Here is a 24,429-nt window from a genome sequence, read left to right as displayed (position 1 = left end):
GCAATAACACAGATGTGACAATTTGTTGGGTGTGTTTGATAATGTAAGGCTATGCACTTTTGTGAGGGCGGTACAGTAAGTGACTCAAGATATTCATTATGATACGCATTAATATTTTCTATGCTTCGATACCGTATGGACTGTCAACGTATGCATACAGGGAGGATATGAAGTGGGTAGGAAGTCACGTGAAAAGCGGGAAAGAAAACTAACAGAGCAACAAGTTGATTATGGTTCTTTGCTACGCGATATGTCTAGATATCGTGAGTTGTTTACGAATGGGGTAGGTGAGGACACATACTTTTGTAAGCATCTGGAAGCCACCCAGAATTTATTTCGCCGATACAAAACCCTCGACGTAGCAGTTGCATTATTTACTTCCGAACTTTGGCCAGCCAATACAGGTAGCCCCATAAAGCATATTTTTGCTTGGTGTGTCCTTTTAGAGCTGCCATTTGAGTCTCAGGTAGGTATATCGATTGATAGCTATGTAGATTTTAAAGTATTTACAAAAGAATTATACGCATCATGGCCTGAATTCCCAATGCTTGAGGATTTTTCCCCCGAGGCTGATTGGGGGCAAATCAAAGTACGCCTTGGTCAAGACTTCGTCCCTATGTTCTACGGGAGTTGCATTGAGAGAATGTCTGACTTCGTAGAAGCATTTCGCATTACCTATGCACATATTCCAGAAGCACAAGCCCATATGGATCTTACCATTGCGCTGCAAGCGCAGATCATCGAATCGATTCCCGAGTTGATGCTCTCTGTCAACACCGAGGCCCAATGTGCTGATGTTGAACTAGCTCCTGAAGACTTCTGGTTGGCTTGCAAGTCTTTGCTTCAGCAACTTGGCAATGAGCTAGCGAACCGCCGAAAGAAAGCAGGGTGTACGTTCGATACTCGTGTTGGCACTTTCAAAGCACCGCTGAAACCGGATGCGTTCGGAAATGCAGTGATGCAAGGCATGGCGCTACCTTTCCTTGCTGTCGAAATGGATGGGGTATGGATACCAATGTCAGTGCGCAGTGCTCCGGGTCTCATTATTGACCATTGGGCTAACAAAAATCTGACCGGGATTAGCCCCTCTACACACAGGAAACTTGCAGAGTTCGTCGCTGAGCGATTCCAAAGAAACCTTATGGGACCTTTGACTCTGTATATTGACGGCACTGCCTTCGAAGAACTGCCTATCAGTTGTATTATACCGGATAATTCTGGGATATATCTCATTTGCATATGTGACCACACATCGAGTGACCGCCTGTCAAACGCAGCGAAAAGCATATACGCCAAGGTGAGTTGTGGATCGCCCATTTTCTTCCGTCTTGATGATGGACGTTTCCTTTCTCTATCTAGAGATGGAGCAGAACCTGGCGTCGACGAGCTTCACATCGTTGTTGTCGTTACACTCGCGGGTACTGCGTTTAATTCCATCAATCTCCCCTCAAAGCCAACTCGTTTGTTTCCATTAGCGGATTTCATCACGATTTTCGATAGTCTCAACGATCTGGACGAATTAGAACGTTATTGGAAATTTACAGATACTCAAGAGGGGACGCTCAGCCCATTTTCCCGTGGAGCAGTAGACCTGTTTGCATCATTCAAAGACATGCATGGTGTACTTGTCGAAGGTGCGATTGTACCTAACTTCATCGGGCTAGACCCTCACTGGGGTACTTCTTGGCGCTTCAAGATATTGACAGAATTCTGGTCTCGTGCCCCCAGGGTATTTCCAGACAGCTCTATCGGATGGACGTTGAGTTCTTCAACTGAAGGTGTCGTTCGACTTGAATCACGTCATCACAAAGCGATGGCATACTCAACATCGATTGGTTCCTGTACCGTTCAAACATTAATAGAAATACCCAAAGAATTACGCTTTGAAGATGGACGTCTGATAGACCTTTTTGCCCAACTTCTGGCCGACTGTAGCTATCGCTGCAGAAAAATGATGTCTGATATCTCTCTATTTAGGCAACCGCATGTTTTGTTTTCCTGCTCCCCTGATCCATCTAGTCTGGTTAAAGCTGAAGAGAGTCCTTCTTCTTTAGACGAATTTATACACGTGGTGACTTCAGTCATCCCGGATTCCCACAACCCCGATGTATTTCACGTTCAAGTTGATACACGTGCAGTGCTTGCCGGGCTAAATCTTTCCAAGGATGGATCATTCGAGGTTCGTTGCTTACTGGAAACGCTCGAAAAATGTCATGCAGTACTTGGTTTGCAGATGCCCGATGAATTTGCTCAACGATTTACTCACATAGCGTCGCAAGCGGCTCGTTATCATTTAAAAGTCATGACCCGTAATATTGATGTCCCCGACTATGTATACCCTATAATTCCTTCGCCTACCGATTACAAGCTTGCACGCAGAAGACTGGCCGCAGAAATCATGGGGCTTGGATTTATTCCTGGCAGGTATGAACTGTCAGATGCCAAGGCTAGAATTGATCCTTCTAGTGCTCGCATGCGCCTTCACATTGAGAATCGACTTGCAGCATTTGATAGGCATCAGCTTCTGCAGGCATTCATCGAACAACACGATGCCCTCCTTGTTACTGAGAGAACTAGAATCCAACGAGCCCGTTTGAGTCTTGCTCATGAAGTTGAGTATGACAGACTTGATGCGATAGAACATGCACGCAAAGAATTCGGTGATAAGGCCCGCCATTATCGATATCTACTAGAGAAGACCGTCAATTTACCTTCAAATGGTGTAGATAACGTTACAGAGGATGTACTACGAGAATTAGTTGGCTTGGTTGATTGGTTCATGGTGCTGACTGGTGCCAGTGATACCCTTCACAATGGTATTGATGTGGGGGGTGTTGAAATCGACGACTCATATATTCCTGAAGTTTTCTATTCGACCGATTTTGGTGAGCGTGAGGCTACCTTTGCAAAGGAGTATGCGAAGTCCAGGTTGGGGCTTGGCGCAAATGACGAGGATGCAGTGGAAGGAGAGTCAGAGGGATTGCTGGCTTCAGAGAAACTCAAAAAAGCTTTTATCACCGATTTGGGTTTCGAGCTTAAGAATATGCTCACTGTTCTCGCTGTATTATCGCAAGCTGAACGATATGGATTTGGGGGCGGACTTTCTCTGTCTTATGCTGCAGCACCTGATCGCCTTGCGCGAGGGTTGGCTGAGAGCATTGATAGTCTTGACTATTCTGAGGCTCAAAGCATTGTGGATTTTCTGACTCTTTCGGAAGTGGGAGTTCGCAGGCTTGTAGGACGGGATATTGATGAAGGTGATATCCCATATTGGGAGCGGAATAAGCGAATCGATCGATACACTATCAGGCCGCTAGTAATAGATGGTGCCGATTTGCGCTGGGGGGCAGAGTCGGCAAGCCGGGCAATGTACATTTGGATGTCGGCGGTACGAGACGGTTATTTGCCTGCGGAATTTGATTGGCCTCATGTTAAGCCAGTCATTCGCGAGGTTAAGGAGAGTATTGAAAAGCGCCTCGAGCTTCGTACAGAGGAAATATTTTGTAGGCATACACCTTATGTTCAGCGAGGTATTGATTTCTTTAGAAGATTCAGGGAAGAGAAATTTGATGACGTTGGTGATTTCGATGTTTTTGCATACTGGCCGGAAAGCAACTTGCTCGTGACAGTAGAGTGTAAATACAACCAGCCGCCATTTACAATGAAAGATAGCCGTCGTCTTCGTGATCGTATATTTGGTAAGGCAGAGAATGACAGGGCAGGACAATTCAGTCGTATCTTAGACCGCAGAAAATTTCTCGAAGCTCACCGTTCAAGATTGATTGAACTGCTCCAGTGGCCACAGCCAAAGAATGTTCCTTTAAGAAATATTGAACTCTATGTAAGCCGCGATGTGTACTACTGGATGGTTCATCCACCATATTCTGTTCCGACCCAGTTTGTACGTGTAGACACTCTGGACACTTGGATCAAAACCGAACTAAACATATCTTGATGCTATGAGTGAACATATTAAGAAAACCGCCATCACTGCAGCTGGTTATATTTATCAAAATCGCCAGGGTCTTAAGGTCCTGTGCGATTGGCTTGATGCGCCGACGCGCTATAGCCGCGTGAAATTTGAATGTGATAATGAAAATGAAGCACCACAGGGACTAGATGACATCGTCATCGAACGAAGTGATGGATTCATTGACCTTCAGCAGATCAAGTTCACTCCAGATTCTGATACGCATCTTCTATCTTGGGACTGGATGCTGGAGAAAACGGGCAAGACAAAGCGGTCGAGATCGATGCTACGTAAATGGTTCGATGCTTTCAAACAACTTGATCCAGTGCGTATTGGCGAAATTTCGCTCATAACGAATCGCCGACCAGACGCGGCTATTGAAGTTTGTCTGGAACGAGGCCGGATTGATCCTTCTAAGATCCCAGAACCTCAGCGCACCCTGGTAGAGGCTGAACTTGGTGGCATTAAGGAATGCAAACTATTTTTTAAACAATTATGTATTCGACACAGCGATAAGGGCTATCTTGCATTGGAGCATGAAGTTGATGCTCGCCTTCGACTGCATGGTACGCCAGAGGGAATCGCTAATCTAAAATATGTGGCACTGAATTGGGCGACGCAAAAAAATCTTCCTGCGCCGGATGGCTGGATCACGTTGGCAGAGGTTGGCACTATCTTGCGAGCTTCAGCTCCGGCTCCTTTGCCAGAGGATTTTGTTGTTCCAGAAGGTTATGAGGTGCCTGATGAGATATTCCATCAAGAATTTGTTCAGAGCACAATTAATGCTACCGGGAAGGCAATTGTGCTGACTGGCCCACCAGGACGTGGAAAGAGTACTTACCTGAGCGCACTGTGCGACACGCTTGCAGAAGAAGGTATCCCAACGGTTCGACATCACTATTTTCTGTCGACAACTGAGCGAGGCCGCGATCGAGTTAATAGCTACGTTGTCGGCAATCTATTCTGGCTCAAATCCAACAGTTTCACGAGGATGTTCCGAGGACTGGTGGAGGCTTACATACACAATTAAAGGCATGTGCTGACCACTACAAATTACTAGGTAAGCCGTTTGTGCTCATTATTGATGGTTTGGATCATGTCTGGCGAATTAACGATGAGGATAAACGACCACTTGATGACCTTTTCTGTCAGGTAATTCCCTGTCCGGAAAATATGGTACTGCTCGTTGGCACTCAACCGGTAAATGACAAACAGTTACCAACGGATCTGCTTGCCTTTGCACCAAAATCTGAATGGCACACATTGCCTGCAATGTCTGAGAATGCAGTCCTTTCTTATCTACGTAAAACAGTTCAAGAAGGCTGGTTTACAACTGGTTTTGAAAGTGAAGAACAAATTGAAGAACAACTGCAGAGTGCAGCATCTGCTCTTCGTAAGAAAACTAATGGCCATCCTCTTCACGTTATTTATGCGACTTCAGAATTGAAACATGCGGGTCGCAGACTATCCAGTTGGGATATTGAGCAGTTGAAGGGAGACTTGAGCCAAGACGCCCGATTTTACTATGCATCTCTATGGGAACGTCTTGCTCCAAGCCAAAAGGATGCGCTAAGGCTTATCTGTGCCTTTACTTTTTTCTGGCCTAAGACAGCCTTCTCAGAGATTGCTACCAATATTAAGGCGGTGGAACCAGATGTGGATAAAGTAGAGCACTTGCTCCATTCGTCTGTGGCTGGTCTTAAAGTCTTCCATGAAAGTTTGGCTGTTTTCGTACGTGCAACTGATGGCTTTGAGAGTCGAATCAATGAATTAATGCCTGCTATTGCAGACTGGCTTGAACACCAGGCACCTACTTCACTACGAGTGAACTGGTTATGGACAGTTCAAGCGAAGCTTGGTAACCCCAACAATCTCATTACAGGTTTAACTCGTGACTGGATCATGAGTCGCTTAAAAGAAGGATATTCAGAAGCTTTATTTGAGATATTATTGTCAGAAGCCCTGAGCGCTGCGCTTGAAACTGCAAATTTTTCAGATGCCTACCGGTTGGCGCATCTGAAAGCTCGTATGGTTGATGGAAGTCAATTTCAGATGCAGGATAGCGATCTAGCTAGGCTCATATCTTTTACATTGACACTAACCTCAGAGGAAAGTGTGATACGTGAGTCTATAGCCTCCAGGCATGAAACGGATATTTTACACGTTGCTGCACTTGGTCTGGCCTTACTGTCTCGAGGAGATGCAATTCAGGCAGAAATTTGCGGTGAAGAAGCTCTGCATCGGTTCAGAGCCCTTTGCCAATTCTCCAGTAAATATAATTCAAGGTCCGGTTCCGATGAATTAACGTTTCTGGCCAGTGCATTTGCACAGCTTGGTGTTATCGCTAATACATCTGAAAATCTCGCATGGATGGTCGACAACAATAGCCCGGATATATGGTTACCTCGCGTTCAAACGCTGATTCAAGAAGGTAATCTGGATGATTTAATGTCGGTCGTAGCTTCTCTGCCCGATGGACAGAAAAAGAACATAATTAGCGATGCTTGTATAAGTGCGGCTGCGGGTGTAGTCTTAACCGAGCGAGATGACTTCGACGAACTTTCCAGAACTCCTTTTGTTGCTGCGATAGAGGCAGCAATTTCAAGAATCTCAACTTCTTCTAACCAACCAATCCCGGTGAACTGGCTAAGCGACAGCTATTACGAACGCAAAGATAATTTGGCTGCTCTTGCGCACCACTGGCTATTTGGAGCTGTACATCTACATTTGTGTATGATCGCAGAGGGGCAAACAAACTTCGTACACACCAAGGCCCCAATGTACAAAGATAGAGAAAATATTACTGATTATCTCAATGTATTGTCCGACATCGGTAAAGAAATAGCTCAACGTTGGTGGTGCGGTGAGTTCATAAACTTCCACGAACTATATGAAATGCTCGAGCCTTTTGAGTTTCGGCGATTCAGGCAAGGCTATGATAGAAATTCAGCTACCGGGGACTTTCGAGCGGCACTACATCGTATTGCTTGCGATTTACATATTGGTAGTGCTCTGCTTGCAGGTACTAGTGCTGTGACACTTTCCCCCTCAACCATTGATGCTGCCTTGCAATGCACTTGGTTCGATAGTGCGTCGTTCCGTACTCAATACGCATCAGGTGCACTGACCAGAATGACCGACGAAGCGGCTAGAACATTCATTGATGCTCAGCGATTGTTACTCGATGCAGACGTTCAAAATGAGACTAGCGTACATCTTCAAATACCATTACAACTCTGTGCGATAGCGATTTCCCATCGACTGAATTCAGAAGCTCGTGAACTTTGCACGCAGACATGGGAATTGACCACCGGATACGGATATCGTAAAGATCCCACATTGAGTAATACGGTTGATGCCATCGCTTATTTGGTTGATGTAGCGCCGAAGGAAGCCTGTCGATTACTGGCTAAAATTGCGCCGCAGATCCACCATGTTTTGGATTACACCGATGGTAAGGGCACGAGACATGTTCTTGCTGAAGCAGATAAGCTACTGGCAAAGCTGAAGCCTTCCGCACTGGTGATAAAACTTGAAGAACATACAAATGTGGGGGATTGGGCTCTGGCCGAGAGCAGCATGCAAGCCTATATCAAACAGGGAATTATCAAAGAATGGCCTCTGGACGCTCTAATGCGCACTGGTCTTCATCCCGAAATTCGGGATGCACTGCAACAACTTGTAGAGGATGGTTGTGCAACTGCTTCTGAGCGTCTTCGCATTCTTGAAAGACATAATGGATGGGGTATTGGTTGTTTACAGCGTCACGAAAATTCAAATAGCGACACTGAAAACAAAACTTATGAAGGTAATGTGACGGTCTTTAGATCTGATCAATTAGAAGACTTGCTCATAGCTCTGGAACCATATTACAAAGAGCGCCCGCAACTTCTCCGTACTTGGTATCAGTACTGGGAAAGCCAAAAGCAGGGGCGAAATTTACTCATCGAATTGGATAAGATTCTATTTACAAAAAACAACAAATGGATGAGGGAAGCTCTACATCTTTCCGAGTTTGCATTTCAAACAAAACGTAGATTAAGTGGCTTAACAGCAGCCTGGAAGTATCTTGTTCATGCACAGATCCGTAATGGGGGATGGATTGGTTACATGGAGAACGTGGATGTGACTTGCAACAGACTCGACCTGGTTGCCCAAAATTATCCGCAGCGCTGTGATGAATTTGTGACCGTAACAACCTACAACATGTTTGATGAGCCAGTGTCGTCACGCTTAGCTCCATCGGAAGTTATGGTCTATTTCTACGTTAAGCAAAATCGCATTGATGAAGCTGTAAAGTTCACGGAGACGATGGTTAATTGTGTGATTGAGGATACTCGGACCTTGCCCTTAGAACCACCTTGCTGGATGTCAGAACTGCTCGAGCCAATCGCCCAGGAAGTGAAATGAACGATCTTCGCATTCTTATTGCCCGTCTTGGATGGCCTGCTACGTCCGTTCGGTGGTGGACTATCCAGGAGCTTGCCGCTCGACTGGGAGAGCCTGAAACGAAAGCTGAAACTGAATCCTCTCTGCTTCAATTGCTGCGCTCGCGCAAACTTGAAGCCGAGGTTGTCGAAGTGTTATGTATTTTCTGGATGGCAATTAAAGAGTATAACTACTCTCCTTCTACTTTTTTGGCAGAGAATATTCTTCTACCCTCACCACTTTCAACATTATTGATGAAAGATTTTGGGTTATCGATTCAGCTCGTCAATACTGATTTGGAACTAGTTCCAGAAGACTTCATCATTCCAGATGACTTTGATGGTGTTCAAGGTACTGATTTGCCTAGAATCTTCCATACAACCATTAGTAGATTGGAAACTTTTACCCGTCGTCCATTTACCCGACAAATGGCCTTCGAATGGACAAAAAACAGGACGGCATATCCAAATGCACCGTACCAAGGAGATGCAGGATATTTCATTCGGCCCTTGGGAGAGGGCTTTGCCCCTCATTTTTCCTCTCGAACCGCCCTTCGCGTAATTTCCGCTTATCTTCGCACGCTAGCTGTGGCCAGACACATCTGGAAGATACCAGTGGATTTGACCGTTCAACAATGTCTCCTAGCGTTGCCTATCCATCCAACATTAGCTTTTCTTCGACCAAGGCGTCCTGAATGGCTATCAACATTTCCTGATTTCACCGGAGATAGTAAGGCGATAAAGGCTTCACTGATCTCCTTACTTGCTCAAGTAGAGGCAGCAAACCCTGGCGATGAGCTAATTGCCTTTAGTTCACCCATTTCAATGTCAATGGATCAGTGCACAGAGATATCGATTGTACGGTGGTCACAAATCGTAAGCGGCGATACGGAAGAGACCAACCTAGTACCCCATCTCGAATCGTTCTGGAGGGACGGGTTGATGCTTTCTAGCCAAGCACCGGACCCACTCAGCTCATCTACATTGGTATTTCCACCAACCTTAGAACATATAGTAAATAAAGATTGCAAAGCTTGGCCATTAGCGGGAACGCTCGATTTTAATCGGATTGGGTACCTTCAACATGATCTGTATCCATTTCGTCTATTTTTGCCGACTATGCCTGGCATAGAAAATGCTCTTGAAGTCATCCCGCATGATGGGCGTCTACAGGCTAAGATAAAGGACCAGGTCGTCGCAGAGCTTCATTATTGGAATGCTGGATGGGGGCCAGCTAGGCTATGGCAGATTCAAGGTAATTGTGGGACTGCCCTCATATCGCGAGGCACTACATATCGCGAGAGAAACATAACAAATACCGGGTCATTGCACTCATTTTACTCTTGGCAAGTGCGTAGATTACATCGTAATGGGAGTTATGGCAGATTCAGTGAAAAAATTACGAGAGGGGTGATATTTGTTTGATATTATTTCTTAATTCATAAGGGGAAGTTATCACTTATAAGTGATGTCAGTTACAGGTAAAGTAAAGGGATATGAATATTACTCATGAGTCAATTTAAATTCACAGATCTTCATGCTATTTCGGAAAAGCCTCAGAATGATGATGCCGCTTGGTTAATAGAGGCTGAAAGTTCCATTAAATATCTGAAAGAAAATGCTCAAAATGATGAAGTAGTCATCTACGCGATTGGAAATAGTGTCCTAATTCATGGCGCGCTAGCCCTAGAGAAAAGTGTTACTGCAGCAGGTAGATGGGCATTGCAGAATATGCGTATGGATGTTGAGGGTTGTTGGAAAATTCAAAAGTCATGGGGTGGAGGTCAAGGACATCGTATTTATCTTGAGCCACCTTTAGATGGGGTATTCAAAGGGGGAGAAGCATTAATTTATCGTCGTAGGTTCCATGGTGTTGAAGAAGGCCGTGCACCTATCGAATTAAGTCAGAAACTTGTGCACAGTCTTGGGTTATATTACTTGCCAGAAAGAAATGCATATTGTCGTCTCGATGACCGAGGTGATATTGAGGATGTAATCAGGATAATTAACAAAAATATTTCACCTCCTTTTAAATATCTGGATATAGTTACTATTAAACGAAAGGACTTAGATACATTTATGGCTTTATCCAAAACATGTCTTGTTTTAAAGTTTGATTTTACGCGTGTCAGATGGGGTAACTTTGCTGGTTGGGGGGATATCAACAGATATACAAAAGATGAAGGGAATCTTTTTTATCATGGTGGTATTAACGGGGAAGCCAGTTACTGTAATGGTGTAATGATCATTCGCCCTCAAGTAACTGTGCGCAGTCTGGTAAAAGCATGGAAGGATGAAGATAATCCATCTAAGAGGAAATACGCAACCTTTAAAATATACGATCGTAAAAATAGCTGCAACGTTGAAACATCTTGCGGGCCAGACTCACTATCTAACTATTTTCAAGAAAATAAATTACCTTGGGAAGTTTCACCTGCCTTTTTTAGAGCAGAAGTGTTACATCGTTTCAAGGCAGATCCAGAAAAATATACTTTAGAAGATAGAAGTATTGCTTGTCGAAATGCTTGGTATTTAAAATCCTATGATATTAATGAGGCCGGGCAAGTTCATGTATACATAGGTGATTTGGCTCAATTACCATATGAAGAACAGCTTTATTGGCAAGCCTTCAATGAATGGCCAAAAGGAACAATTTCTAAGCGTGCATTTCAGACTGATATTACTGGGGAATGGTATCTGTCCTATGAACCATTGGAGGCACTCAAACACAAAATTTCGCGAATGGACAAGAATCCTCCCATCTGGTGGAAGCCACGGGGTACTGTATTAAGTGACGCTGTTCAGTATCCTGCAACAGATTCAATTAAAGAGTGGGGTGATGAAATTCTTGCGCTTGATCAGTATTTAGTTGAGGGCTTTTTACCAAAGCCACTGAGTGAGATTGCTGAATACGAGGGCCGAACCATTGAACCCAAATGGGGGTCCTTACGTTTACTACAAGAAGCTCTTATTGCTAAAAGTGCAACACTAGATGAAGCCAAAGGGATAGTTCAGCCCATGCAAAAACTGCATGCTCTACGAACCGAAGTACGCGGACATGCTTCTACAGAAAAAAAGAAGAAAGCGATATCTGAAGCGCGTACCGATCATGAAAATCTACGTGCCCACTTCACTAACCTTGTGGGAGAATGTGAAGCATCATTTAATGATATTTTAAGGGTTTTTGATTTTAAAATAGATGATTAACTATTTTTGTAATATAAGGTAATTGGGGGGTATGATACTTGCCAATCTTAGCCATAGTTGTGGAGGGGGGGCTTATCGTGCGGGTGAGAGGTCAGCTTCAATTATGAAAATGACCTCTAAATTTTATGGATTTGGTAATATGAAATATCCAAAATTTTTATATGTTGCACAAGTTAAGAATCTGGAGTCCTTCACTAGCTGATGACTCAATAGAGCATGAGAATAATTCTCTTAATCCCAAATGTTCTTGACTCACTAGGACTTTTAAAGGTTTTTCAGTTAAAAATAAATCACAATATCCTAAAGCTGCTTCGGCATGATGAAAATCTAAAAGATCATTACCATTGAGCTGGCGTTTCTGATCCCATCTTACTGCAGCATGACAAGAGGCACCTATATGTAAAGTACGCACTAATTGTGCAAATTGCTTAAATTTTTCATTTTTGGATTTTATTTTATTATTAATTTCATCATTGTTATATCCGGCCTTGTAAGCCTCTTTGAATATCTGGATTAGCTGTTCTCTGAAAAGGCTTAACACTCCCTGGAATTCAATACGATATGCGTTTTGATAGCTTCTAAGCTCATTGGTATGCTCTTTATTAGCCAAGTTAAGCATTTCTGCTGTTTTCTGCCAATCTAATTGTTCCCAGCTTTCATAGTTGATATAGTTCATCATTTCAACGAGTGAAATATCCTACATATGATCAAAAAAAGATTTCTGAATGATCAATTCTTCAGCTGCATCGAAAGGTGTATCGTATGGATGATAATCGCCGAAAATATAGCTTAGTTTGGTCCATACTAATTGATCAATTGGAATGCTGTCCTTAGATCCCAAAATCGAATACGCAGCATTACATAATTCTTGTTTGACTCTCTCAGGACTAACTATAAGTGTAACTCCAAAACTCAGATGATCGATAATTTTTGCTGTGGCTATCCTTGTTTCGGTATCGTTCTGTTTCATTAGTTCTAAAAAAACAGTAGCAGATATAGGGCAAACTACCTTACCATTATCAACCAAGTACTTTATTTTTTGTAGGAGTTTAATTAAATCCTGATCGTTATTCTTCCCAAGCTCAATATCTCTAAAAAATATCCAGAACCTTAAATCGAGATAAATCTTGTATTTTTTGGAGATTTCTTTTCCAAGTTGTAATCTTTTATTTTGTATATGCTGGGTGAGAGTTATGTTTGGTTGTTTTCGGTGAATTTCTACTGTATTAATCATTTTCGATTGCTTCTTATGAAAAAAAGAAAGGTTAATGTAGTGCTTATAGCACGATAAATCTTGTTTGTATTATGTCAATTTCTAAAATTTGATTATTATCAATTTCCTTGATCGCGATTTTAGAAAATGTAACATTATCTATATAATTGGTATTTTATTTTATCTTAATTAATATAATTTAGCATGGTTTTACCTTAATCCAATAAAATATTCAATTATCTCAAGTGATTATCTTTTCTAAGGATAGTCACTTGAGATTTTAAATCCACTATCCAACCAATCTAAGGGCCTTCTACTTCATTACAAACCGTAGGAATACTATCTGCCGCTTTTATAAGGTTTGCCCACCACTGCATCATCGGACGACGTTGCTCAAGGTAATCGCTGCGGTTGTAAGCGCGACGTACCTCATTTTTGTCTACATGAGCCAGTGCTGCTTCAATGACATCAGGCGGAAATCCTTCCTCATTGAGTGCCGTACTAGCGATAGAACGTAAACCGTGTGATACGAGTACGCCTCCTAGGCCAGCACGCTTGAGTGCTGCATTCACTGTTTGGCTGTTCATTGGCTGGGTTGGTTTGATGCGACTGGGAAAGATAAATTCTCGACCACCGCTGAGAGACTTCATCATTTCCAGAATAGCGAGAGCCCCATCAGATAGTGGAACCGTATGGTCCCGGTTCATCTTCATTCGAGCTGCAGGAATTTTCCATTCGTTAGCATCAAAATCGATCTCATCCCATCGAGCTTCAGCGGCTTCGGCAGGGCGGGTGATGGTGAGAAGTTGCCATATGAAAAGGCATCTTGTGGACAAGCTGATACTTGCCGTACGCATAGTCTGCATTAGCTGCGGAAGTTGATCCGGGCGGATGCTTGGCATGTTTTTCTTTTGCGGTTTCTCGAATGCTTTTCCGATATTTACACTGGGAACTGCATCAATCAGGCCTGTGTTCTGTGCATAAATCATGACTTCGTTAATACGCTGACAAAGGCGTCGGACAGTCTCTAATGCACCTCTGGCCTGAACCGGCTGCACTGCTTTAACCAGAGTATGAGCCTTAATCTCAGTGACACTGATATCACCGATTGCGGGGAAAACATCTCTCTCAAGCGAGCGCCAGATATCGTCGGCGTAGTCCTCTGTTACGCTGGCTTTCTTCACATTCCACCAACGCTCGGCAACTAACATGAAAGTGTTGGTTTTGGCCTCTTGAGAATTTCTCACCTGCTCTTTCTGATGTTTCTGAGGATCAATGTCTTTCGCCAATAAAACTCGAGATTCAGCTCTGAGTTTACGCGCATCAGAAAGTGAGACGGCAGGGTAGGTACCGAAGCTTTGTTTGGTTCGCTGCTTTGTAAGAGGTCGATAGTAACGGAACTGCCAGAGCTTACTACCACTGGACTTGATTAACAGAGTAAGCCCATCACCATCATACAGCTGATAATCGGCATCTTTAGGTTTGGCGGCTTTGATTTCCGTATCGGTTAACGGCTTGGTTTTTCTTGCCATGATGGAGTCTCCATGCGTTTAGGCCCAACGAAAACAATAGAGCTTTTCGTTGGGCCTATCAATGGGCCTAAAAGGTTCGGATTTAATTAGTTTTCTTCGGACTTCGCGGGACAAATTGCAGGCACAAAAAAGCCCGCAGGGCTTGCGCCGTGCGGGCTCTTAGGACTTCATCGGATGACTCTGGTAATCACCGATGGAGGATTTTGGTGGAGCTGGCGGGAGTTGAACCCGCGTCCGAAATTCCTACATCCTCGGTACTACATGCTTAGTCTAATCTTTACATTCGCTTGCCAGCTGCGGACAGACACGCCACTAACAAACTAGCCTGATTAGATTTAACGCTTCAACCCCAGGCAAGGCATCCACGCGATCTCTTTTGGGTTTGACCTCTCTTGATCCCCGTCCTAAGAGCGGAGGCTAGGGAGAGAGGGCGATATGCAGGTTATTAAGCTGCTATTGCGTATTGTTCGTCGTTTGCGACTATTTTTTTGCGGCTTTTTACGAGGCCAACCGCCCCTCGGCATGCACCTTGGGTTTCGCGAATCCCGTCGAATCCAGAATCAGCCCCAAGTATGTTAAAAACAAGTATATCAGAATATTAAACTATAATGCCAGAGATTATCGTCCGGCATTCTTCATAATACGTGCTTTGTCTAATTTCCATTCACGTTCTTTGATATCTGAACGTTTATCGTGCGCTTTCTTACCTTTTGCTACACCAATCTTGACTTTGCACCAAGCGTTTTTCCAATAGAGGGATAAGGCAACAACGGTATAACCTTCACGATTGACTCGACCATATAATGAGTCAAGTTCGCGTTGGTTGAGTAAGAGTTTGCGTGAACGCATAGGATCACAGACGACATGGGAAGAAGCTACATTTAACGGAGTAATGGTGGCACCAAAAAGATAAGCGTCGCCATCTTTGAGTAAAACGTAACTGTCGCTGATATTTGCTTTACCAGCGCGCAGTGATTTGACTTCCCATCCTTGTAACGAGAGGCCAGCCTCAAATTCTTCTTCAATGAAGTATTCGTGACGGGCTCGTCTATTCATGGCAATGGTTGCCGAACCGGGTTTGTGTGCTTTTTTCTTTGTCATAGTGTATGCATTATACTGAATGCTTTGATGAAAGAAATCTTTTCCCGCAGCATATTTGCTGATTAATGAGTATTTATTGCATTATACGCTGACAGGTTTTTCTTTAATCGCGTATAGGTGATATTATTTGCCACAATTGAGCCTTACAGGAAATGATATGCCACAGATTAGTCGCTCTGCGTTAGTACCATATAGCGTGGAACAAATGTACAAATTGGTCAATGATGTGAGTTCTTATCCGGATTTTCTACCAGGATGTGTCGGCAGCCGTGTGTTGAGCATCAGCCGTCATGAAATGACGGCGTCAGTCGATGTTTCTAAAGCAGGTATAAGCAAGACTTTTGTTACCCGGAATATCCTGGCTGATAACCAAAGCATTAATATGCAACTGGTGGATGGGCCTTTTCGTAAGTTGATGGGAGGCTGGCAGTTCATACCTCTGAGTGAAGATGCCTGTAAAGTTGAGCTTCACCTTGATTTTGAATTTACTAATAAGCTGATTGAATTAGCTTTCGGCAAGATTTTTAAGGAGTTGGCCGGAAGTATGATACAGGCTTTTACTCTGCGTGCACGTGAGGTTTATAGTGCCTGATATCAATGTCGAAGTTATTTATGCATTGCCTGACCGCCAATATCTGCGTACTGTGAAATTGCCCCAAGGGGTGACTGTAGAACAGGCAATTGTTGCATCAGGTCTGCTGACTTTGCGTAATGATATTGATCTGCAAAAAAATAAAGTTGGAATTTATAGCCGTCCCGCCAAGCTGACGGATATTTTGGAAGAGGGTGATAGGGTGGAAATTTATCGTCCACTGTTAGCCGATCCAAAAGAAATGCGTCGTAAGCGTGCTGAACGGGCTAAAAAATAATGCTCAATAATTTGTCAATAGACAGCGAGTCATCTGCTTTTATGACTCGCTGTCTATATCTCTTTGATTATTGAAGATTCTCAGTAAGTGAGTTTTCGTTTTTAATATCAGTCAGTACACCTTTACTGTCAAACGTCAGTGTTAGGGTTTGCTGAGTCACTTTTTCATGCCCAGGTTGCTGACGAAACACATAAAACCATGTTTGAGTACCAAACGGATCTTGTAACATGGGTGTTCCTAATGTATAGGCTACCTGTTGCTGGGTCATCCCTTTGTGGATTTTTGATACATTAGCAGATGTCAGATAGTTCCCCTGATTAATATCAGGGCGATAAACAACCCGTTCCAGGGTAGAGCAACCCGCAGTCAGCATAACGAATGATACAGCAGCGACAGTCAACATTTTACAGCGCATGGTAATTACATTCCTTTAGGAGTCAGGATGTTGATAATAATAGACCTTGACGAGATTGAAAACCTCTACAAGTTTTAGCTATGACCCCAAATATCCGTAAAAGTTGTGTCATATTATGCTGCCAACAGCTCTTTTGCGTTCGCCAGGGTATTTTTTGTGACTTCACTACCTGCAAGAAGCCGCGCCAGCTCTTGTAATCTGGCTTTCTTATCCAGTAATTGCATCTGAGTTTCAGTTTCTTCACCATCAGTCTGTTTACTAACATAAAAATGCTGGTGACCGCAACCAGCTACCTGAGGCAGGTGAGTAACACACATGACCTGTGTAGATTCGCCTAATTCACGTAACAGACGACCGACAATTGCGGCTGTCAGGCCACTGATACCCACATCCACTTCATCGAATATCAGGGCTGAAGTTTCCATTTTCTTGGCCGTTATAACCTGAATTGCCAGTGCAATACGAGAAAGTTCACCACCTGAGGCAACTTTTGCCAGTGATTGGTGTGGCTGACCAGGGTTAGTGGTGACATTAAATTCAACTTTATCTGCGCCATCAGCATTTAAGTATTCAGGCGCAAAAGAGACATCAACGGTCAAGCGACCATGAGGCATGGAAAGCTGATGCATACTGTTGGTGATTAGCTCACTTAACTCTTTAGCGTATTGCTGGCGAACCAGATGCAGCCTTTCTGCTACTTCTAATGCTTGTTTATGGTGTCTGTTAACCTGTTCACTGAGATGAGCACAGTCATCTTCTTGTTGTGCCAGCAGTTGCTGCTCTTCCCGTAGTTGTTGATATAGTGAGGAAAGCTCTTCCGGTACAACATGGTGTTTACGGGCTACTCTGATTTGCTGCGAAATTTTCTGCTCCAGTTCAAACAGACGATTTGGATCCATATCCAGTTGATCACCATAGTGGCGGAGTTCATCGCTGACTTCATTAATTTGGATGGATGCTTCTTCCAGCATAGTCAGCAGGTTACCGAATTTATTATCCATTGTGATGAGTTCTGCCAGTTCGTATTTAGCGTGATTTAGCAGACTGATAATATTTTGCTCATCATTATCACTCAGTAGCAGGAGGGCATTCTGACTGACCGATAATAGCTGACCACGGTTTGCCAGTCGTTTGTATTCATTATCTTGTTCTTGATATTCACCTGGCTGCGGGGATAATTCATTTAGCTCCTTCAGATGATATTCCAGCAACTGTTGACGAGATTGGCGCTCAAGGGCCTGTTGCTGGAATTGAGCCAGATCCTGACAGCTTTGGTGCCATTTTTGATAGACCTGTTTCATCTCATTTTGCAGATTGAACTGATTAGCGTAAGTATCGAGCAGGCGTTTTTGGTGACCACTCTCCAAGAGTAATTGGTGGGCATGTTGACCGTGAATCTGAATAAGGTGAGCGCCCAGTTCACGTAATTGGGAAAGTGGTACAGCCGTTCCATTGATAAAGCCCCTTGAGCGTCCATCTAAAGTTATGGTACGACGCAGCAAGCATTCATTACTGTCATCAAGTTGACGTTCTTCCAACCATTGGCGGGCAGAAGGTGCATCAGAAAGAGAAAAATGGGCGCAAATATCAGCACGAGAAGCACCGTTACGTACCATGTTGGTTTCACCTCGATTACCCAGACATAAACCTAATGCATCAATTGCAATGGATTTACCGGCACCGGTTTCACCTGTGATAGCTGTCATACCTGACCGGAAATCAATTTCAAGCTCACGAACAATGGCAAAGTTGCTAATAGTTAACTGGGTGAGCATCATGCCTCTCCTGTGTATAAAAACACCTCTGTATTTCCATACAGTATAAACTGGTTTTTTATACAGTAAAGTAGTGAGACCTGTTTTTTTAGAACATTTTTTTAGACCAGCTTAGTTTTGTGCTTAATATATTGAAGTAATTATAATCTTTAGGGTGAATGAGATTGAGCTTCTGTTTGCTGCGGCTAATAATTACATCCTCTCCATCCTGTATAGGCAGAACTATCTGGCTATCACAACTGACTTCATAATCGCTGCTGTTTTGGGAAAATTTCAGTCTGATGCTGCTTTCGCTACTGATGACCAATGGGCGAGCAGATAATGTATGCGGGAACATCGGCACCAAGACGATAGCATCCAAGTTAGGTGTCAAAATCGGTCCCCCGGCGGAAAGTGAGTAAGCAGTCGAACCTGTTGGTGTTGCGATAATCAATCCGTCAGAGCGTTGGGAAAAAGCAAAACGTTCATCAATATAAACTTCGAATTCAATCATGTGAGCCACTTTCCCCGGATGGAGAACGACTTCGTTGATTGCGGTACTGATACGGGGTTTCTGCCCGTTTCTTCTGACCTGTGCTTCCAGCAAGAAACGTTGTTCATTCCGGTATTCGCCATCCAGTACTTCAGAAAGTTGTTGCAGAGCATTATCAGGATCTAAGTCTGTCAGAAAACCCAGATTACCTCTGTTAATTCCAATGACTTTAATGTCATAACGGGAAAGAACTCGGGCAGCCCCCAGCATATTGCCGTCGCCACCAACAACGACGGCCAAATCAGCTTGTTTACCAATTTCAGTCAGGCCGCCGGTCTGTGCATCTTTTAAACCAATATCTTTGGCTACCTGGCGATCAACAATGACGCAGTAACCTTTGGACTTTAACCAATGATAAAGCATCTCATGAGTAGCGAGTGCTTCTGGGTGACGAGGATGACCAACAATGCCAATGCATTTGAATTTTTTATTCATCGTTGTAATTTCCTTCAGCAAGAGGTTTTGTCCTCACAATATGACGGGTTCCCTTGAATCCCCAGTTTAGATCCCCATAATAAGCTAAGTAGCGAGATTAATGCCAAATACGCGGAGATATTCATGAGTAGTAAAGAACAAAAAATGCCTGACGAGCAAGTCTCGGAAGATATGGAAGTTGTATCTGAACAGCAAAACAGTGCGGATAAAGCAGAAGCATCAGAGACTGAAAGCGTTGTTGAGCCACGAGTCGCAGAGCTGGAAGAACAGCTCAGACAGGCGCAACAGCGTGAACGTGACGCCATTTTGCGTGCTAAAGCTGAAGTTGAAAACATCCGTCGTCGTACTGAGCAAGATATAGAAAAAGCCCATAAATTCGGGTTGGAAAGATTTGCTAATGAACTGTTGCCGGTGATTGATAATCTTGAGCGTGCTCTGGAGGCAGCGGATCGTACCAATACCGAAATAGCACCCATGCTTGAAGGTATTGAACTAACGTTAAAATCTTTCCTCGGGGCTGTGAGTAAATTTGGTATTGAAGTTGTTGGCGACACAGATGTTCCTTTTAATCCTGAAGTGCATCAGGCCATGACCATGATGGAATCCGATCAGCATGAGCCGAATCATGTCATGATGGTCATGCAGAAAGGGTATACCTTAAATGGGCGCTTATTGCGCCCGGCAATGGTAGCCGTATCAAAGTAATTTTAGCAGTGTAGATAATCAATGCCGCTCCAACCGGGGCGGCATTTTTTTACTGTGGCAACTCAGGTGTCCAGTTAATTGGTGCCATTCCTTGTTTTTCCAGCAATTCATTGGCTTTTGAAAAGTGTTTACAACCAAAGAATCCTCTGTGGGCAGATAGTGGAGAAGGGTGAGGCGCTTTGAGAACATGGTGTTTATTGGTATCAATAAAGTTGCCTTTTTTCTGGGCGTGAGACCCCCAAAGAAGAAAAATTACGCCTGAACGGTTCTCGTTAATCGCGGCAATGACTTTATCAGTGAACGTTTCCCAGCCCAGATTTGCGTGAGAGTGAGCGTTACCACGTTCTACGGTTAATACGGTATTGAGCAGGAGAACCCCTTGTTTGGCCCAACTGATGAGGCAGCCGTGATTTGGGCTTTGGAAACCGGGTATATCGGATACCAGCTCTTTGTACATATTGACCAGTGAAGGTGGCGCAGGAATACCAGGCTGAACTGAGAAAGAGAGGCCATGTGCCTGATTAGGGCCGTGGTAAGGGTCTTGCCCAAGTATCACAACCTTAATATCAGCCAATTCGGTGTAGCGGAATGCATTAAATACATCCTGTTGCGGCGGATAAATGGTCTTACCTGCCTGACGTTCTTTTGCGACATAAGTCAGTGTGTCGAGAAAGTAAGGTTGTTTTTTCTCGTTACCGATCACGTCGTGCCATGTAAGAGATGCGGACATAGCAAATCCTTTTTATATAATTACCAGATGGACGTTAGCTTACCGATTCCAAAATCAGAGGGAAACCTTTAATGAACACTAAAACGGAATTTTTGATAAATATTTCAATGTTGTAAAGTGTTTTTGAAAATTTATCAAAATAATTTCTCTGTAGTTGGCTATAAATATTTATTTAAACCATAAGGTTGCAATATATTTATAGTAACTATATGAAATTAACTGAGCTGAATCAATAGGTATCCTCATTTGTGTTGGTATACAAGCTGCTGATAAATACTAGGTAGAAATTACTCTGATATCAGAGATATAAATCACAATTTATTATTTTTGTTAACAATTTTTAAACATTTATTTAGCTTTATGTTGTCCCCTGCCGATAGATTAATTGCACCAATTAAATAGCTAATTATTTTCAACTATCGTTAGGGAATTTTATGAGTTTATCAATTGGTATCAATCTATCAATAGGTTCAGATTTTCCTATTTTAAATAATCTTCAACTTGTTACATCACCTTCTGTTCCAACCGAGAATATTAAGAAAGCGGCCACTGAAGTCTCTTCCCTCTCAGAAACGACTAAAAAGAACAATAGAATTTATCAATCATTAGTTAATGAACAGAGTATTAACATCAATTTAAAATCAATGACAGGAATTAAAGCTGAACAGATTAATGGTAAGCAATCTCATGAAATTGATTATATGTTAGCGTTGATCTCTGATGATGTCTATATAAAAACCACTATGGGAATTGGTGATTATGTCCGTCTTTCTGATGGCGAGTTATTAAATGCAGGAATAGAACCGGCAAATTTGAGAAATGAAACAACGGGTTTTCAGGCAGGTATTTATCGTAATGGTGATCTCCATATCGTTGCTTTTGCGGGTACTAATGATTTGAAAGATATATTGACTAACTTACGGCAAGGTTTTGGGTTTGATGAAGCGCAATACCATCAGGCTGTTGATTTAGCTCGTACTGCCAGAATAGCGTTTGGGGAAAATATGTTATTTACTGGGCATTCTTTGGGGGGAGGATTAGCCGCAACAGCTGCATTATCAGTTGGCAAGCCTGCGGTGATATTTAATTCAGCCGGTGTTTCCGACAGTATGATGAAAAATCTGGGGCTTTCACCACAAGGGGGCAGAAATATAGCTGAGAATGGGTTGATACGGCATTATGTTGTGGAATATGACTTGCTTGATTCATTACAACAAAAACTGCCAGTATCCCAGCCGATAGGGCATAAAATTTTACTGAAATATAATGGTGATTTGGAAGAATCGAATAAATGGTTTCCCTCTCTGATGCGTGGATTCAATGCACATTCTCTTAAGAAGGTGTTGGAATTATTAACGATATATAAACCTTGGATATCTTTAAATAATGAACAGCAAGAAGAGTCTTTGGTGATGTTTAACGAACCCAATCTGAGCATTTCTGTATGATTGTAAAGGGATATTATGAAAATTTGTGAAGTCGTTGAGTTTGAATCTGAACCGAATTTTCAGCAGGATGAAGAAAATATAAATCCGTTGCAATGGGCTATATTCAATCAGCGAATGAATGATATTAATACTTTGCTGAAAGAGGGGGCTGATCCTGCTCAACCGGGTTTACAACAAGAAAGTGCTTTACATACGGCTGCAAAAATCAGCAATCCTGATTATCTCAAATCTTTATTATCATTCATGCCTGATGTAAATATTACTCATCCTGTCACTTTAGCAACACCTTTACATGCTGCGGTTCAGGTAAGGAGAAAAATTCAGGCTAAATTACTGCTGATGGCAGGAGCTAACCCCAACTTGGCTAATCGGGTTGGGGATACTCCGTTACATATTGCGGCTAAAATTAATTCACCAGAACTGGCGTTAATATTGTTGAAATCAGGTGCTGATCCCACATTACAGAATAAGCAACAGTCAACGTTCCAGATCTATTTCAGTCTTACACCGTTAAAAGTACGCAGCCATGAGATGCAGGCTGAATATGATAAAGTTAATAATTGGCTGAAAGCTCAACAAATCAGCCGATATTATTTGAAATAAAATATAAACGGGCTGATCCAACTGGCCCGTTTAAAGATTTACTTATCACTAACGGTTGGAACTTCAGGTTTTGGATTACCAGAAGGTTTACGGCGTTTACCAATATTTTTGCTATCCCGATGACGAATTTTTTCTTTTTTCTTCGATTCTTCCGCTTTCTTTTTTTCTTTGCGTTTAGCCAATACTTTTTTCGATGGCTTATTGCTGGTTTTCTCACTTGGTGATTTGGTTGTTGGGCGAAGTTCATCAACAATCCGCGACTTCAGTGGTTCGTTCAGATAGCGGCTGATTTTACCCAATAAAACATGATCATGTGCTTCCACTAAGGTAATTGCGGTACCTTTGCGACCAGCGCGAGCCGTCCGGCCGATACGATGCAGGTAAACATCGGCGGTGCGTGGTAAATCGAAGTTGAAAACATGACTGATATCATCAATATCTAATCCGCGGGAAGCAACATCAGTGGCAACCAGAACATTGATACTGCCATCATTCAAACGCTTAACAGCTTCCGTTCTTTTAGCCTGTACCATTTCCCCTTCGAGGAACCAGGCTTTGATACCGGCTTGACGCAGTCCGTCTACAAGCTCATGTACACGTTCACGTTTGCGAACAAAAATAATGGATTTAGTGACATCCGGTTGTTTCAGTAAATGGCAAAGCAGGGCTGTTTTGTGTTCCTGACTGTCTGCACGGTAGTAGAATTGCTGAATTTTTTTGCGTTCACGGCGTGACGGCTCTGCATCAATTTCAACCGGATCTTCCAACAGACGCTCTGCAAAATCACGGATGGCTTCTCCTTCCAGAGTCGCAGAGAACAGCATGGTCTGTTTGCGCCAACGGGTTTCACCCGCGATGGTTTCAATATCATTGGCAAATCCCATATCCAGCATACGATCTGCTTCATCGAGGATGAGTGTTTCAACTGCCCGGCAATCAAAGTTTTCTTCTTTGATATATTGCAGCAGACGGCCGGTGGTGGAGACGACGATATCCTGATTCTCGCTGAAAACTTCTGCGTGGTTCATATAGGCCACACCGCCGGTAATCGTAGCAACATCCAGATTGGTATGTGCCGCCAGTTCTTTTGCCTGGTCTGCCACTTGCATTGCCAGTTCACGGGTTGGTGTCAGGATCAAAATACGTGGCGGACCAGATTTTTTGCGTGGAAAATCGAGTAAGTGTTGCAGAATTGGCAGCAGGTAAGCTGCGGTTTTACCTGTTCCAGTAGGCGCGGAACCCAGAACATCACGTCCATCCATTGCTGCCGGAATAGCAGCAGCCTGAATTGCTGTTGGGCGGGAGTAACCTTTATCATTTAGAGCATCAAGCAGGCGTTCATCAAGATCGAGCTCAGAAAAGTTTGTTGCAGTCATTATATACCTCTGTTTAGGCCGCCGATTATAAACAGGTTGGGCGTATTGTTCATCTATTAAAGCTGTCATTAAGGCAGATAGCTTTTATCGG

At 43.2% G+C, this 24,429-nt stretch carries 19 protein-coding genes and 1 other RNA gene; 10 read left to right on the top strand and 10 right to left on the bottom strand.

Going from position 1 to position 24,429, the window contains the following annotated elements:
* The first annotated feature begins 172 nt into the window (after positions 1–172).
* From C5471_RS04950 to C5471_RS04935, 5 genes are all read left to right on the top strand, one after another.
* Positions 173–3,955, top strand: coding sequence for a hypothetical protein (locus C5471_RS04950; RefSeq protein WP_133815362.1), 3,783 nt, complete (start codon positions 173–175; stop codon positions 3,953–3,955).
* A 298-nt stretch (positions 3,956–4,253) separates the two neighbouring features.
* Entirely contained in the window at positions 4,254–5,000 is a 747-nt protein-coding gene (locus C5471_RS24190; protein WP_242688572.1) for a hypothetical protein, read from the top strand.
* 41 nt (positions 5,001–5,041) lie between these two features.
* On the top strand, positions 5,042–8,380 hold the full coding sequence (locus C5471_RS04945; protein ID WP_242688570.1) for an ATP-binding protein: 3,339 nt from the start codon (positions 5,042–5,044) through the stop codon (positions 8,378–8,380).
* A complete protein-coding gene (locus C5471_RS04940; RefSeq protein WP_133815361.1) occupies positions 8,377–9,822 on the top strand; it encodes a multidrug DMT transporter permease in 1,446 nt (481 codons plus the stop codon). The genes C5471_RS04945 and C5471_RS04940 overlap by 4 nt, the downstream gene beginning before the upstream one ends.
* 84 nt (positions 9,823–9,906) lie before the next feature.
* Positions 9,907–11,604, top strand: coding sequence for a hypothetical protein (locus tag C5471_RS04935; RefSeq protein ID WP_133815360.1), 1,698 nt, complete (start codon positions 9,907–9,909; stop codon positions 11,602–11,604).
* A 157-nt stretch (positions 11,605–11,761) separates the two neighbouring features.
* Here the strand turns inward: C5471_RS04935 and C5471_RS24185 are convergent, their stop codons facing one another.
* From C5471_RS24185 to smpB, 5 genes are all read right to left on the bottom strand, one after another.
* Complete coding sequence (locus C5471_RS24185) at positions 11,762–12,283, bottom strand: hypothetical protein (protein ID WP_242688569.1); 522 nt, start codon at positions 12,281–12,283, stop codon at positions 11,762–11,764.
* A gap of 18 nt (positions 12,284–12,301) precedes the next feature.
* The gene (locus C5471_RS24180) at positions 12,302–12,838 is read right to left on the bottom strand and encodes a hypothetical protein (protein WP_242688568.1); all 537 of its coding nucleotides are present in this window, start codon (positions 12,836–12,838) and stop codon (positions 12,302–12,304) included.
* Positions 12,839–13,119: 281 nt separating this feature from the next.
* Entirely contained in the window at positions 13,120–14,349 is a 1,230-nt protein-coding gene (locus C5471_RS04925) for an integrase (RefSeq protein WP_133815359.1), read from the bottom strand.
* A 204-nt stretch (positions 14,350–14,553) separates the two neighbouring features.
* Positions 14,554–14,917: a transfer-messenger RNA gene (gene ssrA, locus C5471_RS04920) on the bottom strand.
* 50 nt (positions 14,918–14,967) lie between these two features.
* A complete protein-coding gene (gene smpB / locus C5471_RS04915) occupies positions 14,968–15,450 on the bottom strand; it encodes an SsrA-binding protein SmpB (RefSeq protein WP_015833415.1) in 483 nt (160 codons plus the stop codon).
* 157 nt (positions 15,451–15,607) lie between these two features.
* Here smpB and C5471_RS04910 point away from each other — a divergent pair, with 157 nt between their 5' ends.
* Positions 15,608–16,042 carry a type II toxin-antitoxin system RatA family toxin gene (locus C5471_RS04910; RefSeq protein ID WP_036843021.1) on the top strand — a complete coding sequence of 145 codons (435 nt, stop codon included), beginning with the start codon at positions 15,608–15,610 and terminating at the stop codon, positions 16,040–16,042.
* Positions 16,035–16,319: an RnfH family protein gene (locus C5471_RS04905; RefSeq protein WP_133815358.1), complete on the top strand. Its 285-nt coding sequence runs from the start codon at positions 16,035–16,037 to the stop codon at positions 16,317–16,319. Before C5471_RS04910 ends, C5471_RS04905 begins: the two co-directional genes overlap by 8 nt.
* A gap of 67 nt (positions 16,320–16,386) precedes the next feature.
* Here C5471_RS04905 and bamE read toward each other — a convergent pair whose 3' ends face one another.
* The 3 genes from bamE to nadK all read right to left on the bottom strand — a co-directional run bounded on the left by bamE (position 16,387) and on the right by nadK (position 19,476).
* Positions 16,387–16,734, bottom strand: coding sequence for an outer membrane protein assembly factor BamE (gene bamE / locus C5471_RS04900; protein WP_133815357.1), 348 nt, complete (start codon positions 16,732–16,734; stop codon positions 16,387–16,389).
* Between the two features lie 113 nt (positions 16,735–16,847).
* Entirely contained in the window at positions 16,848–18,509 is a 1,662-nt protein-coding gene (gene recN / locus C5471_RS04895) for a DNA repair protein RecN (protein ID WP_133815395.1), read from the bottom strand.
* Positions 18,510–18,597: 88 nt separating this feature from the next.
* Entirely contained in the window at positions 18,598–19,476 is an 879-nt protein-coding gene (gene nadK, locus C5471_RS04890) for an NAD(+) kinase (protein ID WP_133815356.1), read from the bottom strand.
* A gap of 123 nt (positions 19,477–19,599) precedes the next feature.
* On the opposite strand from nadK, the gene grpE reads away from it, so the two are divergent.
* Positions 19,600–20,181 carry a nucleotide exchange factor GrpE gene (gene grpE / locus C5471_RS04885; RefSeq protein ID WP_133815355.1) on the top strand — a complete coding sequence of 194 codons (582 nt, stop codon included), beginning with the start codon at positions 19,600–19,602 and terminating at the stop codon, positions 20,179–20,181.
* A 49-nt stretch (positions 20,182–20,230) separates the two neighbouring features.
* Here the strand turns inward: grpE and ung are convergent, their stop codons facing one another.
* Positions 20,231–20,911: a uracil-DNA glycosylase gene (gene ung / locus C5471_RS04880; protein WP_133815354.1), complete on the bottom strand. Its 681-nt coding sequence runs from the start codon at positions 20,909–20,911 to the stop codon at positions 20,231–20,233.
* Between the two features lie 434 nt (positions 20,912–21,345).
* On the opposite strand from ung, the gene C5471_RS04875 reads away from it, so the two are divergent.
* Both C5471_RS04875 and C5471_RS04870 read left to right on the top strand, forming a co-directional pair.
* A complete protein-coding gene (locus C5471_RS04875; RefSeq protein ID WP_133815353.1) occupies positions 21,346–22,359 on the top strand; it encodes a Tle-like phospholipase domain-containing protein in 1,014 nt (337 codons plus the stop codon).
* A 15-nt stretch (positions 22,360–22,374) separates the two neighbouring features.
* On the top strand, positions 22,375–22,962 hold the full coding sequence (locus C5471_RS04870) for an ankyrin repeat domain-containing protein (RefSeq protein WP_133815352.1): 588 nt from the start codon (positions 22,375–22,377) through the stop codon (positions 22,960–22,962).
* A gap of 38 nt (positions 22,963–23,000) precedes the next feature.
* Here C5471_RS04870 and srmB read toward each other — a convergent pair whose 3' ends face one another.
* Complete coding sequence (gene srmB / locus C5471_RS04865; RefSeq protein WP_133815351.1) at positions 23,001–24,338, bottom strand: ATP-dependent RNA helicase SrmB; 1,338 nt, start codon at positions 24,336–24,338, stop codon at positions 23,001–23,003.
* Between the last annotated feature and the right edge of the window lie 91 nt (positions 24,339–24,429).

The sequence above is a fragment of the Photorhabdus tasmaniensis genome, assembly GCF_011189505.1.
GTDB lineage: Bacteria > Pseudomonadota > Gammaproteobacteria > Enterobacterales > Enterobacteriaceae > Photorhabdus > Photorhabdus tasmaniensis.
The sequence above is the reverse complement of the archived record's forward strand: the minus strand, read 5'-3'. Positions and strand labels throughout refer to the sequence as shown.